At 58.1% G+C, this 15,493-nt stretch carries 17 protein-coding genes and 1 riboswitch; of the genes, 11 read left to right on the top strand and 6 right to left on the bottom strand.

All coding sequences use genetic code 11. The annotated features are described in order from the left end of the window. Positions 1-53: 53 nt before the first annotated feature. A riboswitch (TPP riboswitch) is annotated at positions 54-155 on the top strand. Between the two features lie 5 nt (positions 156-160). Together thiC and ACVWY9_RS10240 are read left to right on the top strand one after the other, a co-directional pair. Further along, positions 161-1,528, top strand: a complete 1,368-nt coding sequence (gene thiC, locus ACVWY9_RS10245; RefSeq protein WP_414330011.1) for a phosphomethylpyrimidine synthase ThiC — start codon at positions 161-163, stop codon at positions 1,526-1,528. 210 nt (positions 1,529-1,738) lie between these two features. Then, on the top strand, positions 1,739-2,125 hold the full coding sequence (locus tag ACVWY9_RS10240; RefSeq protein ID WP_457388271.1) for a VOC family protein: 387 nt from the start codon (positions 1,739-1,741) through the stop codon (positions 2,123-2,125). 139 nt (positions 2,126-2,264) lie between these two features. On the opposite strand, the gene psbM is transcribed toward ACVWY9_RS10240, so the two are convergent. Then, positions 2,265-2,372: a photosystem II reaction center protein PsbM gene (gene psbM / locus ACVWY9_RS10235; protein WP_071818137.1), complete on the bottom strand. Its 108-nt coding sequence runs from the start codon at positions 2,370-2,372 to the stop codon at positions 2,265-2,267. Between the two features lie 85 nt (positions 2,373-2,457). Beyond that, positions 2,458-2,754, bottom strand: coding sequence for a 2Fe-2S iron-sulfur cluster-binding protein (locus tag ACVWY9_RS10230; protein WP_011431947.1), 297 nt, complete (start codon positions 2,752-2,754; stop codon positions 2,458-2,460). Between the two features lie 362 nt (positions 2,755-3,116). On the opposite strand from ACVWY9_RS10230, the gene psbB reads away from it, so the two are divergent. The 3 genes from psbB to ACVWY9_RS10215 all read left to right on the top strand — a co-directional run bounded on the left by psbB (position 3,117) and on the right by ACVWY9_RS10215 (position 5,670). Continuing rightward, positions 3,117-4,649 (top strand): photosystem II chlorophyll-binding protein CP47, encoded by a 1,533-nt coding sequence (gene psbB / locus ACVWY9_RS10225; protein ID WP_011431948.1) that lies wholly within the window; start codon positions 3,117-3,119, stop codon positions 4,647-4,649. A gap of 125 nt (positions 4,650-4,774) precedes the next feature. Continuing rightward, entirely contained in the window at positions 4,775-4,873 is a 99-nt protein-coding gene (locus ACVWY9_RS10220; protein WP_011431949.1) for a photosystem II reaction center protein T, read from the top strand. Between the two features lie 386 nt (positions 4,874-5,259). Further along, the gene (locus tag ACVWY9_RS10215) at positions 5,260-5,670 is read left to right on the top strand and encodes a response regulator (RefSeq protein WP_457388270.1); all 411 of its coding nucleotides are present in this window, start codon (positions 5,260-5,262) and stop codon (positions 5,668-5,670) included. Positions 5,671-5,687: 17 nt separating this feature from the next. On the opposite strand, the gene purQ is transcribed toward ACVWY9_RS10215, so the two are convergent. Together purQ and purS are read right to left on the bottom strand one after the other, a co-directional pair. Beyond that, positions 5,688-6,365 (bottom strand): phosphoribosylformylglycinamidine synthase subunit PurQ, encoded by a 678-nt coding sequence (gene purQ / locus ACVWY9_RS10210; protein ID WP_457388269.1) that lies wholly within the window; start codon positions 6,363-6,365, stop codon positions 5,688-5,690. Positions 6,366-6,480: 115 nt separating this feature from the next. Continuing rightward, positions 6,481-6,738, bottom strand: a complete 258-nt coding sequence (purS, locus tag ACVWY9_RS10205; RefSeq protein WP_011431952.1) for a phosphoribosylformylglycinamidine synthase subunit PurS — start codon at positions 6,736-6,738, stop codon at positions 6,481-6,483. Positions 6,739-6,800: 62 nt separating this feature from the next. Between purS and ACVWY9_RS10200 the strand changes: the two genes are divergently transcribed. Beyond that, positions 6,801-7,574, top strand: a complete 774-nt coding sequence (locus tag ACVWY9_RS10200) for an ABC transporter permease (RefSeq protein WP_414330211.1) — start codon at positions 6,801-6,803, stop codon at positions 7,572-7,574. A gap of 16 nt (positions 7,575-7,590) precedes the next feature. Then, positions 7,591-8,319 (top strand): 2-phosphosulfolactate phosphatase family protein, encoded by a 729-nt coding sequence (locus tag ACVWY9_RS10195; protein ID WP_011431954.1) that lies wholly within the window; start codon positions 7,591-7,593, stop codon positions 8,317-8,319. Between the two features lie 136 nt (positions 8,320-8,455). Here the strand turns inward: ACVWY9_RS10195 and ACVWY9_RS10190 are convergent, their stop codons facing one another. Beyond that, entirely contained in the window at positions 8,456-8,740 is a 285-nt protein-coding gene (locus tag ACVWY9_RS10190) for a hypothetical protein (protein ID WP_011431955.1), read from the bottom strand. A gap of 228 nt (positions 8,741-8,968) precedes the next feature. Between ACVWY9_RS10190 and argC the strand changes: the two genes are divergently transcribed. The 4 genes from argC to ACVWY9_RS10170 all read left to right on the top strand — a co-directional run bounded on the left by argC (position 8,969) and on the right by ACVWY9_RS10170 (position 14,358). After that, the gene (gene argC, locus ACVWY9_RS10185; RefSeq protein ID WP_457388268.1) at positions 8,969-10,075 is read left to right on the top strand and encodes an N-acetyl-gamma-glutamyl-phosphate reductase; all 1,107 of its coding nucleotides are present in this window, start codon (positions 8,969-8,971) and stop codon (positions 10,073-10,075) included. Between the two features lie 38 nt (positions 10,076-10,113). Then, on the top strand, positions 10,114-11,547 hold the full coding sequence (locus ACVWY9_RS10180; protein WP_457388267.1) for a hypothetical protein: 1,434 nt from the start codon (positions 10,114-10,116) through the stop codon (positions 11,545-11,547). A gap of 299 nt (positions 11,548-11,846) precedes the next feature. Further along, positions 11,847-13,289 carry a UDP-N-acetylmuramoyl-L-alanine--D-glutamate ligase gene (gene murD, locus ACVWY9_RS10175; protein ID WP_457388266.1) on the top strand — a complete coding sequence of 481 codons (1,443 nt, stop codon included), beginning with the start codon at positions 11,847-11,849 and terminating at the stop codon, positions 13,287-13,289. Continuing rightward, entirely contained in the window at positions 13,234-14,358 is a 1,125-nt protein-coding gene (locus tag ACVWY9_RS10170) for an FtsW/RodA/SpoVE family cell cycle protein (RefSeq protein ID WP_457388265.1), read from the top strand. The genes murD and ACVWY9_RS10170 overlap by 56 nt, the downstream gene beginning before the upstream one ends. Before the next feature lie 457 nt (positions 14,359-14,815). Here the strand turns inward: ACVWY9_RS10170 and ACVWY9_RS10165 are convergent, their stop codons facing one another. Next, complete coding sequence (locus tag ACVWY9_RS10165) at positions 14,816-15,439, bottom strand: hypothetical protein (protein WP_457388264.1); 624 nt, start codon at positions 15,437-15,439, stop codon at positions 14,816-14,818. Positions 15,440-15,493: the final 54 nt, after the last annotated feature.

Below are 15,493 nucleotides of genomic sequence, written 5' to 3'. Positions count from 1 at the left end.
TTTAATAAAGACTATAAAGCTCCCCGCCTCATCTCTATTTCGGTGATATGATCACACCACGCTAGGAGTGTCTGGGGATCCCCCCCCAGGCTGAGATTACATCCTCAGAACCTGATCTGGTTCATACCAGCGTAGGAAAGCGAGCACTGGAGTTGACAACATGCGCAGCGAATGGGTTGCCCGTCGCCGTGGGCAAGCAAATGTAACGCAGATGCACTTTGCCCGTCAGGGCGTGATTACCGAAGAGATGGAGTATGTGGCCCAGCGGGAAAACCTGCCGCCGGAACTGATCCGCTCGGAAGTGGCCCGGGGTCGCATGATCATCCCTGCCAACATCAATCACACCAACCTCGAGCCGATGTGCATTGGGATCGCTTCCCGGTGCAAAGTCAATGCCAACATTGGCGCTTCCCCTACTTCTTCCGGCTTGGCCGAAGAGCTGGAAAAGCTGAAATTGGCCATCAAATACGGCGCCGATACCGTTATGGATCTGTCCACTGGCGGGGGCGATTTGGATGAAATTCGCACAGCCATTATCCAAGCTTCTCCAGTGCCCATTGGCACGGTGCCCATCTACCAGGCCCTAGAAAGCGTGCATGGCAATGTCGAAAAACTCTCGGCAGAAGATATCTTGCATATTATCGAAAAGCAGGCCCAGCAAGGGGTGGACTACATGACCATCCATGCCGGGATCCTGATCGAATATCTGCCGTTGGTACGCCACCGCCTGACGGGAATTGTTTCTCGTGGGGGTGGGATCCTGGCCCGTTGGATGTTGGCCCACCACAAACAAAACCCGCTTTATACCCACTTCCGCGACATTATCGAGATTTTCAAGAAATACGATGTTTCTTTTAGTCTGGGAGATTCTTTGCGACCGGGATGCTTGCACGATGCTTCTGATGAAGCACAACTGGCGGAGTTGAAAACCCTGGGCCAGTTGACCCGTATGGCTTGGGAGCACGATGTGCAGGTCATGGTGGAAGGGCCGGGGCACGTGCCGATGGATCAAATTGAATTCAACGTGCGCAAGCAAATGGAAGAGTGCGATGAGGCTCCCTTCTATGTTTTGGGACCTCTGGTAACCGATATTGCGGCAGGCTATGACCACATCAGCTCCGCCATTGGAGCAGCCTTAGCCGGTTGGTACGGGGCAGCCATGCTTTGCTATGTCACCCCCAAAGAGCACCTGGGTTTGCCCAATGCAGAGGACGTGCGCAACGGCCTCATTGCCTACAAAATTGCCGCCCATGCTGCCGACATTGCCCGTCACCGGCCTGGGGCCAGGGATCGCGATGATGAGATGTCCAGAGCTCGCTATAACTTCGACTGGAACCGACAATTTGAACTGTCTTTGGATCCAGAACGCGCCAGAGAATATCACGACGAGACCTTGCCGGCAGATATCTACAAAACGGCAGAGTTCTGCTCCATGTGTGGGCCAAAGTTTTGCCCCATGCAAACCAAAATGGATGCAGAGGCTTTGAGTGAGCTGGAGCAGTTCTTGGCCGCGCAGCCAACAGGGTAAGCCTTGGCCCATCCCTGCCCTGAAGGCTTGAAAAAGGCCATCGTCTGTCTTGCCTATGGACTGGGTTGGGATCCCTGTCTCAAGTTCTCAAGAAGTCAGGTCTAGAGCCCTGTCTTGCTGCGGGGATCCCTACCCTTCGGGGTGGGGAGTGTGTCAAGCTGATCTGGAGGAGAACCGTTGCAGTTGGCTCACTTGAGCACAGAGGATGACATGGCACTTAGACAACTCGGGCATGTCGCCATCCGGGTAGAAGACATCCCCAAGGCGGTGGAGTTCTACCAAAAGCTGGGCATGGTCAACGTCTGGCAGGATCCCGACTGGGCCTACATGAAGGCGGGAGAGGATGGGCTGGCGCTATTGGGGCCGGGCTATCGCGCAGCAGGGCCCCACTTTGGCTTTGTCTTCGACAACCTGGAGGAGCTCCAGCAAGAACACCAGCGCCTGAAATCCCAAGGGATCCTGGTGGGGGAAATCCACAGCCACCGGGATGGCACTGCCTCTTTCTATGGCAAGGATCCCGACGGCAACCTGTTTGAGTTTTTGTATGAACCTGCGGGAACCTTCGACCAAGCCAAGGCAGCCCAAGCCACAGCTTGACTTAGCACCTTGAGGGCGCTCCCCCAAGTACTCTCAGTTTGTCCAACGCAAAGGGATCCCCTCCTACACAGGGGATCCCCCCTTTTGACCGGCTTTAGGAATACCCCTTGCCCAATTTGAATCGGCAGGAGCTGCCCACTCAGTCACCAGATCTGCTGGAGGTTTGCACGTACAAAATCACCAGGAAGATGGCGGGCACCAGAACGACTAAGAGAGTGGCCAAGATGCCCAGGTAGTTCGTCTCCATAACTCCAAATGCCACAAGCCCAACTGGCAGTCAGCATACCACTCTGAGGTGCGACTTGCCCAAAGGGAAAACGGGCGGGCCAAGGCTAGGGCTTGGTTTTGACCGAAACATCCCCCAACACCTTGGTCTGGCAGGCAAGGCGGTAGCTGTCGGGCTTGCGCTTGAGCTTGCGGTTTTCCGCCTCGGTGCGAGGGGAGAGGTTCTCGGATCCCTCAACAATCTCCACCACACAGGTGCCACACTGGCCGTTGCCGCCGCAGTTGAGCAGCTTGGCCATCATTTTGTAGAGATCGATCTGGTTTTCCAGAGCCTTCAGGCGCAGGTTAGCGCCTTCAGCGACGAAGATCTCTCGGTTCTCGTTGACGAAGCGGATCGTTGCCATACCCCTGCCAGAAACCACGACACCTTTCAGCCTGAGCCAGGAGAGCGCTCACAGTTGCTAAGTATTGTAACATTTTAAGTCATATTTTTAATCTCCGGCGAGAGATCTGGGAAGATGATGCCTAAAGTGAGACGGCATCCTGCCTGAAGCCACTCAGGTCGGTAGCGTTTCGTTATACTGTTTGATGCCCGTGATGGAAATTCTGAGAGCGATATCCTCTTGGGTGCGCTCAGGGGTTCAAGCGGGTGCGGTACCCCCCGACTCTGAAGAAACTGCTCAGGTCAGGATCCCAGGTAAGATGTCGGCTTAATTGTTTGACTGGATATCGCGTAAGTGTTGGAGAACGTGGAGGACCGAGCTTTATGGGACTACCGTGGTATCGGGTCCATACGGTTGTACTGAATGACCCAGGTCGCCTGATCGCGGTTCACCTGATGCATACCGCTCTGGTAGCAGGTTGGGCCGGGTCGATGGCGCTTTATGAGACGGCCATTTTCGATCCGTCGGATCCTGTCCTAAATCCGATGTGGCGTCAGGGCATGTTTGTCATGCCATTTATGGTTCGCCTGGGGGTGGTCAACTCCTGGGGCGGTTGGAATATCTACGGCGAGAGCGTAGCCAATGCGGGCTTCTGGACGTTTGAAGGGGTAGCTACTGCTCATATCGTTTTGTCCGGATTGCTCTTCTTGGCGGCCTGCTGGCACTGGGTGTACTGGGATCTGGAGCTGTTCCGGGATCCCCGCACCGGCGAGCCGGCTTTGGATCTGCCGAAAATATTTGGGATCCACCTGCTGTTGGCCGGGATCCTCTGCTTTGGGTTTGGCGCCTTTCACCTGACGGGGGTGTTTGGCCCGGGGATGTGGGTGAGCGATCCCTATGCGACGACGGGGCACGTCCAGCCGGTAGCACCGGAATGGGGGCCAGCCGGTTTTAACCCCTACAACGCCGGAGGGGTGGTGGCCCACCACATTGCTGCAGGCATCGTGGGCATCATTGCAGGTCTATTTCACATCACGGTACGCCCACCCCAGCGCCTCTATCGCGCTCTGCGAATGGGGAACATCGAGACGGTGCTTTCCAGCTCGATTGCGGCGGTGTTTTTTGCCGGTTTTGTGGTGGCCGGAACCATGTGGTACGGCAGCGCCACTACCCCTGTGGAGCTGTTTGGTCCCACCCGCTACCAATGGGATTCTGGCTATTTCAACCAGGAGATTAACCGCCGGGTAAATGCGGCTATGGAAGCCGGGATGACCCGCAGCGAGGCCTACAACTCCCTGCCCAAATCTTTGCTCTTCTACGACTACGTGGGCAACAGCCCGGCCAAGGGGGGTCTGTTCCGAGCTGGCCCCATGAACAAAGGGGATGGCATTGCCATCGAGTGGCTGGGCTACCCGGTGTTCCGTGACCGCGAAGGGCGGGAGCTGACGGTGCAGCGGATGCCCAACTTCTTCGAGACCTTCCCGGTTATCCTGCGGGATGCCGATGGGGTGGTGCGGGCAGACATTCCCTTCCGTCGGGCAGAGTCTCGCTATAGCTTTGAGCAGGTGGGCGTGACGGTGGAGTTTTACGGCGGCAAGCTGGACGGTCAGGTGTTTACCGACCCGGCAACCGTCAAGAAATATGCCCGCCAGGCCCAGTTGGGTCAGTTGTTTGAGTTCGACCGAGAAACCCCCAAGGCGGACGGCACCTTCCACACCAGCCCCCGCGGTTGGTTTACCTTTGCTCACGCCGTCTTTGCCCTGCTGTTCTTCTTTGGCCACATCTGGCACGGCGCTCGCACTCTCTTCCGCGATGTGTTCGCCGGTATTGACCCCAATATGAGCGAGGAAATGGTGGAGTTCGGCGTCTTCCAGAAAGTGGGGGATCCCACTACCCGCAAGGTGCAGGAAGCCTAGAGCCCTTTTCGGCGATGCCGTCGGCACTCTGCTTCACTTTGGAGATGGGGTGCTGGCGGCTCTGAGTTAATCTGGAATCAAGCCCCCCTTAGCAATCCTTAGCAATTCTGACTTGGAGGTTTCGTATGGAAGCCATCACCTACACCTTTATCCTGTTTTTGACGTTGGGCCTTCTGTTTTTCGCGGTCGCCTTTCGGGAAACTCCGAGAATTACCAAGAAGTAACCTAGGGTAATGGCTGCCGTTCCTGCCGCGTCGGGCTCAAGCAAGGCAGAAGGAAAGTCAATCTCCTTTGATACCTGTGGTTTAGGTTTACTTCTGGATGGGGCCGGAGCTCTCTCCGGCTTTCCTATTTGCGGTTGGGTAGCGGCAACTCGGAATGGAGTGATTCCAAAATAAATAGTCAAGTAGCGGCAACCTGAGGATCCTTCCTTTTGGGAGAGGAGGGGGGAGTTCTCAGAGCTACTGAGACCCTTTTCGGTACTCTTCAGTACTCTGTAGGAGAACGCTTGTCCTACTGCTCAAATTGAACTCGCTAAGGATGCCTTAGGATGGCTTTTGGGATCCCAGAGACAGCTTAGCTTGGGTTCAGATTCAAGATTGGGTTAACGATGGCAACAGTGCTGCTGGTGGAAGATGATCCGATCAACGCCCGTGTTTTTGAGAAGGTGTTGCGACGGCGGGGAGGTTTTGAGGTCTTTCACAGCCAGGATGTGGAGCAGATTTTGAAGCTGGCCCAGGGGCACGAGGTGGATGTCATTTTGTTGGATGTTTCCCTGTCCCAGAGCACCTTTCGCGGCGAGGCGGTGGACGGGATCCGCATTGCCCAACTGCTGAAGGGGGATCCAAAAAGCCGCTCCATCCCCATTATTTTGGTGACGGCCCACGCCATGCGGGGCGACCGCGAGGCATTCTTGGCCCAGAGCGGGGCAGATGGCTACATTGCCAAGCCGGTGGTGGATCACGAGGAGATGGTGAATCAAGTTCGCCAGGTGTTGTCTCGAGGGCCGGGGCAGGGGTGAGTTCTCCTGGAGAAGAGTTAGGCGGCGAAGCTGCGCAAAATCGACTGCCAGAAGGGGATCCCATCTTGCCCTGGCAAATCGGGATCTGCTGCCCGCTCAGGGTGGGGCATCAAACCCAAGATCCGACCGCTGGGATCGCAAATGCCGGCAATATTATCCACAGAGCCGTTGGGCGCAACCGGAGCATAGCGAAGGACGATCTGCCCTTGATCCTGCAATTGCTTGAGGGTATCCGGGTCGCAGGTGTAGCGGCCTTCCCCATGGGCGATGGGCAGGGTTAGGGTGGATCCCTGGGGATACGCGCTTGTCCAGGGAAGATCCTGCCGTTCTATACGGATCCCCACTCGGTCGCAGATAAAGTGCAGGTTGGCATTGCGCACCAGTGCCCCCCGCAGCAGTCCTGCCTCTGTCAAGATCTGAAAGCCATTGCAAATGCCCAGCACATAGCCCCCTCGCGCCGCGTGCTCCTTCAGGGATCCCATCACCGGAGCAAAACGAGCGATGGCCCCACAACGCAAATAATCCCCATAGCTGAAGCCCCCCGGCAGCACCACCACATCCAGCTCCGACAAATCCGTCTCTCGGTGCCAGATCAGCCGCGTTGGGCAGCCCAAGAGGCCGCGGGTTACCCAGGCTACATCTCGGTCGCAGTTGGAACCCGGAAAAACAACAACGCCAAACCTCACGCCAGCCATTGGGATCCCTTAAGTGAGAGGAAAGAAGATGGTCAAATTAGAGGGATGGAAGAGGGGTTGGGGGTATTTTTGGAATGGCCATCAGATCAACCCCAAATCGCGTGAACCCATCAAATTAACCACCGATGGCAGCCACTTGGATTTGATAAGTCTCAATCACCGGGTTGGCCAGCAGTTGATGGCACAGCTCATCCACCTGGCGGTGGGCGGTCTCGGCGTCGGGGGCCTCTAGCTGCAGTTGGATATGCTTGCCAATGCGCACCTGCTGTACCTGGGTATGCCCCAGCTGATGCAAGCTGGACTGAACCGCAGCCCCGGCAGGATCGAGAACAGAGGGGCGTAGGTGAATCTGAATCTGGGCCTGGAACTGCATAGAATAAAGGCTGGATTTGTTACCAGTGTATCAGTCGGATCATCACAGCTTTGGGTTCAGTCATGGATGCGTCGCGCGTGGTGGCCATTGCCCACAACGTTTTCCGGGAAACGATTCGGGATCGGATTCTCTACCTGGTGATGGTATTTGCGGTGGCCATGCTGGGAGCCACTGTTTTGATCCCGCAGGTGGCCAACCAGGCCCACAACAAAATCATTGCCGACCTGGGGTTGGCAGCCATTCACTTCTTCGGCCTGATCGTGGCCATTTTCGTGGGCACAGGGCTGGTGAATAAGGAGATTGAAAAACGCACGGTGTATGTGCTGATCGCCAAACCCATGAGCCGGGCAGAGTTCATTGTCGGCAAGCATCTGGGCCTATCGGCGCTGCTGTCGGTGCTGGTGCTGCTGATGACGGTTGTGTTTCTGCTGAGCTTGCTGCTGGTGCAGGCCCCGATCCCCCTTTTGGCCATTCTCTGGGCAACAGTCTTCACTTTCTTAGAGCTGGTGCTGATTGTTGCCGCAGCCCTGCTGTTCGGGGTTTTCACTTCCTCGATTCTGGCCACCCTCTACACCATTGCCCTGTTCCTGATGGGCCATGCCAGCCGCGCCCTGCTGCAACTGAGCAAGCTGGTGAAAGATGCCGGATTTGGCAAACTGTTTGAGGTGATTTATTTGATCCTGCCGGATTTGGAGCGCCTCAATTTGAGAGATGCTGCGGTTTACGGCCAAGTTCCGCCCCCAGCAGAACTTCTCGGAGATGCACTGTACGGCTTGGTTTACACCCTTTTGCTGCTGATTCTGGCAGTGTTGGTGTTCGCCCGGCGTGAGTTCTGACGTTACCTCTTCCCCCATGCGTTTTTTCCACTTCTATACGCCCGAACAGGTGCCTTCATCTGGGATCCCGGAGTGTGCGGTGGCCATTGATGTGCTGCGGGCCACCACCACCATTGCCACAGCGCTGGCAGCAGGAGCAGAAGCGGTACAGGTGTTTGCCCACCTGCAGCAGCTCCAAGAGGCAAGCCAAAACTGGCCGGCTTCCCAGCGGCTTTTGGCCGGGGAACGGGGGGGCAAAGCGGTGGCGGGGTTTGATCTGGGCAACTCCCCCCTCGACTACACTCCCGACCGCGTGCGGGACAAGCGCATCTTCCTGAGCACCACCAACGGCACGCGCAGCCTACAGCGCCTGGAAGGGATCCCAGTGGTGATTACAGCAGCCCTGGTGAACTTGGGGGCCGTGGTGGACTTTCTCAGACGGGGCTCCTTTGCCGAGGTGTGGCTGGTGGGATCCGGGTGGGAAGGGGCCTTTTCACTGGAAGATACTGCCTGTGCCGGGGCTATCCTGCATCGCTTGGGCTGCTCTTTGAACCAGTTGGGCAACGACGAGACCTTGGCGGCCTTGGCCCTCTACCAAACTTGGCAGGACGATCTGCTGGGTTTGTTGAGACGCTCTAGCCACGGGCAACGGTTGTTGGGTCTGGGGCCGGAAAACGATCAGGATCTGGCCTACTGTGCCGATCTGGATCGTCTCTCAGTGGTGCCCCGACAGGTTCAGCCTGGGGTTTTGGCCAGTGGCGGGTAGATTCTGGACAGGTAGAGCGACCTGTGGATCCCACCACCCTCTGAGCTGGAAGTAGGCGGCCATTGTCAGCATGGGCTGGATCTCAACAGGCCGGGCGTAGGCTTGGGGATCCTTCCCCGGCAGAGCTGGTCTGCAGCTAACCCGCTTGGGCCGTGTCGGGAGCGATGCCCAGCGCTTTCTGGTGCAGCCACGCCTGCCATTCCCCTGGGATCAGCTTGTTGTTAAACGCATCGCCAGAAACAAACATATCCCGCTGATTCTGGGCCAACACAAAAATGGAGCGGCGATCGAAATGGGAAGTGAGTTTGTAGAGGGTGTAGGGGCCTTCTGAGTAGAGGGTCAGCGTTTCTTGATCCAGACCGTGGCGGCTGCTTTGGCCATAGGCCCGCAAGACCATGTTGATCAATCGCTCATAGTGCATAGACCGCAGATTAGAAAGCTACACAGAACATAGACAGATATTACGGAAGCCGCTGCCAAGGCCCGAGCGGCTCAGGTGAACCCAGCATAACAAATCCCCCTGGATGGCCACGCAACGCTAACGCGAATGAAAACGCGAATGGACAAGATGCAGCGTCAAATGGGGTAAGAAAATGCGATAGAACTTAGGGCAGACCCTCATGTAACCCTCTTGCACAGGCAACCCCCCATGGCCAACATGGCGCCCCGCCCACCCCACCCCACAGAGCCTGTCCGCATTGGCATCGTCGGCGCTTCCGGCTACGGAGGGGTGCAGTTGGTGCGGCTGCTGAGCGAGCACCCTGGCGTGCAGATCACCTACCTGGCTGGGCAAGACAGTGCCGGCAAGCGCTACGGGGATCTCTATCCCCAGTTGGCCCAGGCCGTGGATCTGACCGTTCAGCCGGTAGAGGTGGATCGCATTGCCGCCAACAGCGATGTGGTGTTTTTGTCTCTCCCCAATGGGCTGGCTGCTGAGCTGGCCCCGCCCTTGCTGGCCAAAGGGTGCAGAGTCTTAGATCTGTCGGCGGATTACCGCTTTCGCAACCTGGCCACCTACCAATCTTGGTACCGCATGGGTCAGACGGATCCCAACTGGCCCAGCCCTGCCTATCGCCAGGCCAATGAGCAGGCGGTCTATGGGTTGCCGGAACTTTACCGCGAGGCGATTGCCCAAGCCCAACTGGTAGGCTGTCCCGGCTGCTATCCCACTGCCTCGTTGTTGGCGGTTGCCCCTCTGCTGCGGCAGGGGTTGGTGGAGCTGGACAGCCTCATTTTCGATGCCAAATCCGGCGTTTCGGGGGCAGGCCGTACCCCCAAGGTGGGATCCCTGTTTGCCGAAGTGGACGGCTCTCTGGCAGCCTATGGAGTGGCCCAGCACCGGCATACGCCCGAGATCGAGCAAGCTTGCACCGACCTGACCCACACCCCCATCACCGTGCAATTTACGCCTCATCTGGTGCCCATGGTGCGGGGGATCCACGTCACCTTGTATGCCACTCTGCGGGATCCCGGCTTTGTGGGGGAAGATTTGCTCACCATTTACAATGCTTTCTATCGCCAATCTCCTTGGGTGAAGGTGCTGCCGCGGGGGGTTTACCCGCAAACCAAATGGGTCTCCGGCACCAACACCTGCATGATCGGGGTGGAGGTGGACAGCCGCACCAACCGCGTTATTGTCCTGTCGGTGATCGACAACCTGATGAAAGGGCAAGCCGGGCAGGCAGTGCAGTGTCTCAACTTGATGATGGGATGGCCGGAAACGTTGGGTTTGCCTCGGCTGGCGTTTTACCCCTAGCTATAATGCCGGTAATCCCCTTGAGGCCGGTTCTGTCCATGTCTGAACCTCTGGATCCCGCTTTGCCCCAAAATGCCTCGCCCAGCGCAAAGGTTGCCTCGGATCCCGTGAATGGTGCTGCTGAGGGCCTGAACTGGGAGGGGCTGTGGCGGCAGCTGGAAGCGGGCTGGCAGGATCTGCCCCGTCGCTCCGAAGAGACGGTGCAACAGACCCTGGCTCGCCTGCAACTGGAGTGGGGCGGGCTGTGCCGAGAGGCGCGGGATCGGCTGCAAAGCGCTCTGGAACAGTCGAGAACGGCGGGATCCCCAGAGCCCGTCCACCGAGAGCTGCAAGCGCTCTTGCCCCTGCTCAACCCCTGCCAATGGGAAGTGGTCATTGGCTCTTTGCGGCAGGCTGCGGATCGCGCCTGGGTGGCCAGCTTGCTGTATCACGGCTTGCAGGAAGCGGCCTATCCAGAGGCGGAAAGCCACGGGATTCCTTCTTGGGCTCGGACGCTGACCTCTGACCAACGCTCTGCTCTGGAGGCGATGAGTGCCCGTGCCTATGGCAACAGCCGCCTGCCTTTGGTGATGGACAAAAGCGGCCAGATTCAAGTAAAGGCCTCAGCCGCCTTGTTGGCCGCCTTGATCGCCATCGAGATCGGCAGTGTGGGTTCGGCAGGTGCCTTGTCCTTGCTGGGCACACCGGAGCTGCGCAAGCTCTTGAATGCCGAGGGCAAGCTGCGGCGAACTGGCTTAAAACAGGGACGAACTGCCCTCACAGAAGAAGAATGGCAAACGCTGCGCCGTTGGCTGGATCCCAAGGGATCTCCTCCCGACTGGTATCTCAATCTCACTCAAGTGGGGATCCAGACCACCCAAGTGGGGGACTATGCGGCACGGCGGCTGCGGGAGTTTTTCCAGAGTGAGTGGATTAAGCTCGTGATCCCCCCCTTGTATCACCTGGTCATCGATGCAGTGCGGCTACTGACGGGAGAAGTGTTTCTCAGCGTGGGCACCACCCTGGAATCGGCTTTGGAATCGGCAGAGGCAGAGCGGCGACTGGAGTTGGTGCTGCAAGCCTTGCCCCAGGCGCGGAACATTCCCAGACCCAACCAGATCCAGGCTGCCATCCCTGCTGTGGTGGAAGCTGCCGAGAAACTCCTCAGACCTCTGCTGGCGCGCCAGTTAATGACGGTGGCGGACATCTTCGATCCGCCCATTCGCAACGAGAGCCTAAATGAATTGGGGCGGCAGCTCAACCTCTGGAACCCCTTCCAGTTTTTGCTCACCTGGAGCACGGCCGGCTGGCTGGAGGCCCTTCTGGATCAGATCAGCGAGTTGCAGCAGACCTACCCAGAAATGCCCCTGTGGGAGAGCTATCGCCAGGGCCTTGAAACGGCAGTGCAAGCTCCACGGGTGATGGATCAGGCGGAGGCTCTGCGTCTAACGGCCAAGAGTCTGGATCCCAAGTTGGATCCCTTGGAAGATTGAGTAGATGATGCATAGGGAAGAAAATTTCCTACAGCATCCACAAAGTGAGGCTGGCAGGCTAGGTGGAATCTTTTCTACGCCAAAGACAAATCTGCACGGGTTGTAGAGGGTGGCCGGCGGACTGGTCTCCAGTCTATTCCCAAGTTAGCCATCCAGGCGGCTAGGAAAACTCCATCCACTCCACCAACTGGTTACCCCCATAAGCAAGGGGAGTGTCGAACAAAAACATGCGGGTCAAGGACGTGACCGGTAAGATCCAAGCAGGGATCCCCAAATAAAGAAACGAAGTAGAAACCGACGTGCAACATCAAGTTTTGGGGTTAGGCATTGCGGGGCTGGCGGCAGCGCGACTGTTGCGGGCCCAGGGCTATGAAGTGCTGGTTTGGGATGAGCAAGATTCCCCTCTTCTCAGACAGCGGCAGGCTGAGCTCAATCAAGAAGGGATCCCGGTTCGGCTGGGGCAGCCTTTTCAACTGGCCGAAGGGGTGAAGCAGGTGGTGGTCAGTCCGGGCATTGCCTGGGATCACCCGCTGCTGCAGGCGGTGCGTCAACAGGGAATCCCGGTGGTGGGGGAGGCGGAGCTGGCCTGGATCTATCTTGACCACCTACCCTGGGTGGGGATCACCGGCACCAACGGCAAAAGCACCACCACAGCTCTGGTGGCGGAGATGTTCAAGGCGGCGGGGCTGCAAGGGATCCCCTGCGGCAACATTGGCCTGCCCCTGTCGCAGGTGGCTTTGGAAACGCTCCAGGGAACGCTAGAGCCGGACTGGATCGTGGCGGAGCTGAGCAGCTACCAGTTGGAGGCCAGTAGCCGCCTCATGAGCAGCACTCCTGGAGGGCCGCCGCGCATTGGGGTGTGGACCACCTTCACTCCCGATCACTTAGAACGGCATGGGACGCTGGAGCGCTATGCCAGCTTTAAGGCTCGCCTTTTGGATCGGGCCCAGTGGCGGGTGCTCAACGGCGAGGATCCCTACCTGTGCTGCCGCCGGCAGGACTGGGAAAAGACCTATTGGACTTCCCTTGCTGCCCCGCAACTCTGTTGCGATCAGGATCCCACCGCAACCGTTGACCTGCGGGAAAACCGCCTCTACATCCAGGGGGAGATGGTGGCGGAGCTGGAGGACTTTGCAGAACGCTGCCCTGGCCAACACAATCTGCAAAACCTGCTCTTGGCGGCGGCAGCAGCACGTCTAGCTGGGCTCCCCAACGCTGCCATTCAAAAAGCCATCCGATCTTTTGCCGGCATGCCCCATCGGCTGGAGCGGGTGGCGCAAATCCAGGTGGGAGCCACCCCCATCCGCTTTGTCAACGACAGCAAGGCCACCAACTACGAGGCCGGCTGGGTGGCGCTCAACGCCCTTTCCCCACCCATTATTCTGATTGCCGGAGGAAGGGCTAAGCAGGGGGATCCCGGCGCCTGGTTGCGGTTGATTCGGGCCAAGGTGGCCCGCGTGTTGCTGATGGGGGAGTCTGCCCCAGTGCTGGCAGAGGCCCTCCAGGGGATCCACTATACTGACGTTGAGCTCGTGCCAACCCTAGATGTAGCGGTGGAAAGAGCCTTTGCAGCGGCTTGTTCCCTTTCGCGTCAAGCTCAGAGCTTGGGGAAGCCCGCTCAACCCATCACCATTTTGCTGTCCCCCGCCTGTGCCAGTTTTGACCAGTACTCCAGCTTTGAACACCGTGGCAACCATTTCCGAGCCTGCTGCCAAGCCCTCCAGGGATCCCTGGAATGCTGAAGCTCGCTGGCTGCGCTGGCTCACCTTGATCTGGCTGGTGCTGGGGCTGCTGATGCTGTTTTCCGCTTCCTACCCGGTGGCTCAGCGGATCACTGGCGATGGCCTCTACTTTTTCAAGCGGCAATTGCTCTGGGCCGGGTTGGGTCTGGGTTGTTTCTGGGTTCTGGTGCGGATCCCATTGCGGCGCTGGTTCCCCTGGGCCGGGATCCTCTGCTTGCTGGGAGTTGGCTTGGTGTGGGCCACCCAGGTGCCGGGATTGGGGGTTTCCCGCCTGGAGGCCAGCCGCTGGCTGGATTTGAAGGTGATCCCTGTTATCCAGCCCTCGGAATTGCTCAAGCCCCTGTTGGTCTTGCAGGGATCCTGGATCTTTGGCCGCTGGTTTCACCATCCCCTCTGGTTCCGCGTCCTCTGGGCGGGCATCTTCGCCTTTGCGCTCTTGGGGATCCTCGCCCAGCCCAACCTGGGCACCACGGCCATCTGCGGCCTTACCCTCTGGGTCATGGCTTGGACTGCCGGGATCCCAGCTTTCACCCTTTTGGCCACAGCGGGGCTGGGGATTCTGGCGGCTGTGGTGAGCATTCTCAGCAAAGATTACCAACGACGGCGCATCTTGGCTTTTTTGGATCCCTGGGGCAATGCCCAAGGGGATGGCTATCAGTTGGTGCAAAGTCTGTTGGCCATTGGCTCTGGCGGCCTGTGGGGCAAGGGATATGGCCTCTCCCAGCAAAAGCTGTTCTACCTGCCCATCCAATACACCGACTTTATCTTCTCGGTGTACGCAGAGGAGTTTGGCTTGGCCGGATCCCTGTTCTTTCTGGGGTTGCTGACCTTCTACACTCTGCTGGGCTGGCGGGTGATGGGGCGCTGTCGGGAGTTGACCATTCGCTTAGTAGCCTGCGGCTGCCTGATGTTTTTGGTGGGTCAGTCACTGATGAACATCGGCGTGGTCACCGGGGTTCTGCCCACCACAGGCGTGCCCCTGCCTTTGTTCAGTCATGGCGGCAGCTCCATTCTGGCAGGGCTGATCACAGCAGGATTGTTGGTGCGGGCAGCCCGCGAAGCAGGGTAAAGTAAGGCTGCATGTTGCCAACCCAGCAAAGGGATCCTTTCACCCAAGCAGCAAACCCAGAGGGCCAGGGATCCCTATCGGATTGGTTAGTCTCTGCTTTAGAGCGGCTTCTTATGCAGCAAAACCAAAGCTGAAGTTGAAACCGAGCCTAGATCCAGCCCATTTCATCCAAAACGAGGGTAAACACCGTCGCGCAACAGGCCACCAACAGCGACACATAAGCCGGCTGACCGTGGGCAATGCAAACACCGGCTGCCACCGAAGCGCCCGCAGCTGCAGAAAAGGTACGACCTGCCCAATTGCCTTTGGAGGGTTTGTCAGAAGGATTGAATTTGTTAAACATTTTTACAGCAGAAAGAGGATTCAAAGGGAATCAATTCCATAGGAAACGGCCTCAGGTTATCACCCCCCGACTCGATTCCAGAGGGATCCAAGGCCATTCTCAATATTTCTTCGCTTAGGCTTCAATCTTTCGTAAAATTGCGCTGAGATGCTCATAATCATCCCGCAACAGACAGCTCAACTGCCGACCTGCCTGTAAAAGCCAGTTGCGATCTCGGTTCAGGATTCGGTAAGTTTGGCGAATCACGGCAGCCACCAGCTCATCGGTTGGGATCCCGTTGACCCGTAGCAGGGCGCGCAAAAACTCGAAAGAGCGGCAAAATTCCCTCACTTCCGTATCGGAGCAGAGATAAACCGGCTGGTGAATCTGGGGAGGCCGTGGCGGCAAGTACTGGTAGACTCGTCCCCCGCTGACAAAGCCGACAATGGCCGCGCGGAAATCGGTGCGCAACATGGCAAAAATTTGGGGCTGTTGCTCCCGCAGCTCCTGAGGGGAGAGGCCCAAAGCCCTGGCGCGGTGGACGGTGTCGATGGGGGCGATGGCGGCATAGCAAACCACCCCGTAGATTAGGTTGCCGGTCTCTTCGTCTTGGGAGCGCGTCCAACTGCCGAGAGCAGGCATGGGTGGGAAGGTCAGACGTTCCGGCTCGAAGCACTGGGCCACAAAGGTTGTGGTGTTGGCTTCCACCACTTCTCCAAAAGCAGAGGCTGGCTGGGGAGAGATGGCCTTGGCTCTCATCGCGATCTCAGGCTCCTCAAGGGTTGCTGCTGCAGAGGCCGGCGAAGGGAGGTG

Source organism: Thermostichus sp. OS-CIW-31, assembly GCF_054060305.1.
This window is presented reverse-complemented; position numbering and strand designations above follow the sequence as displayed.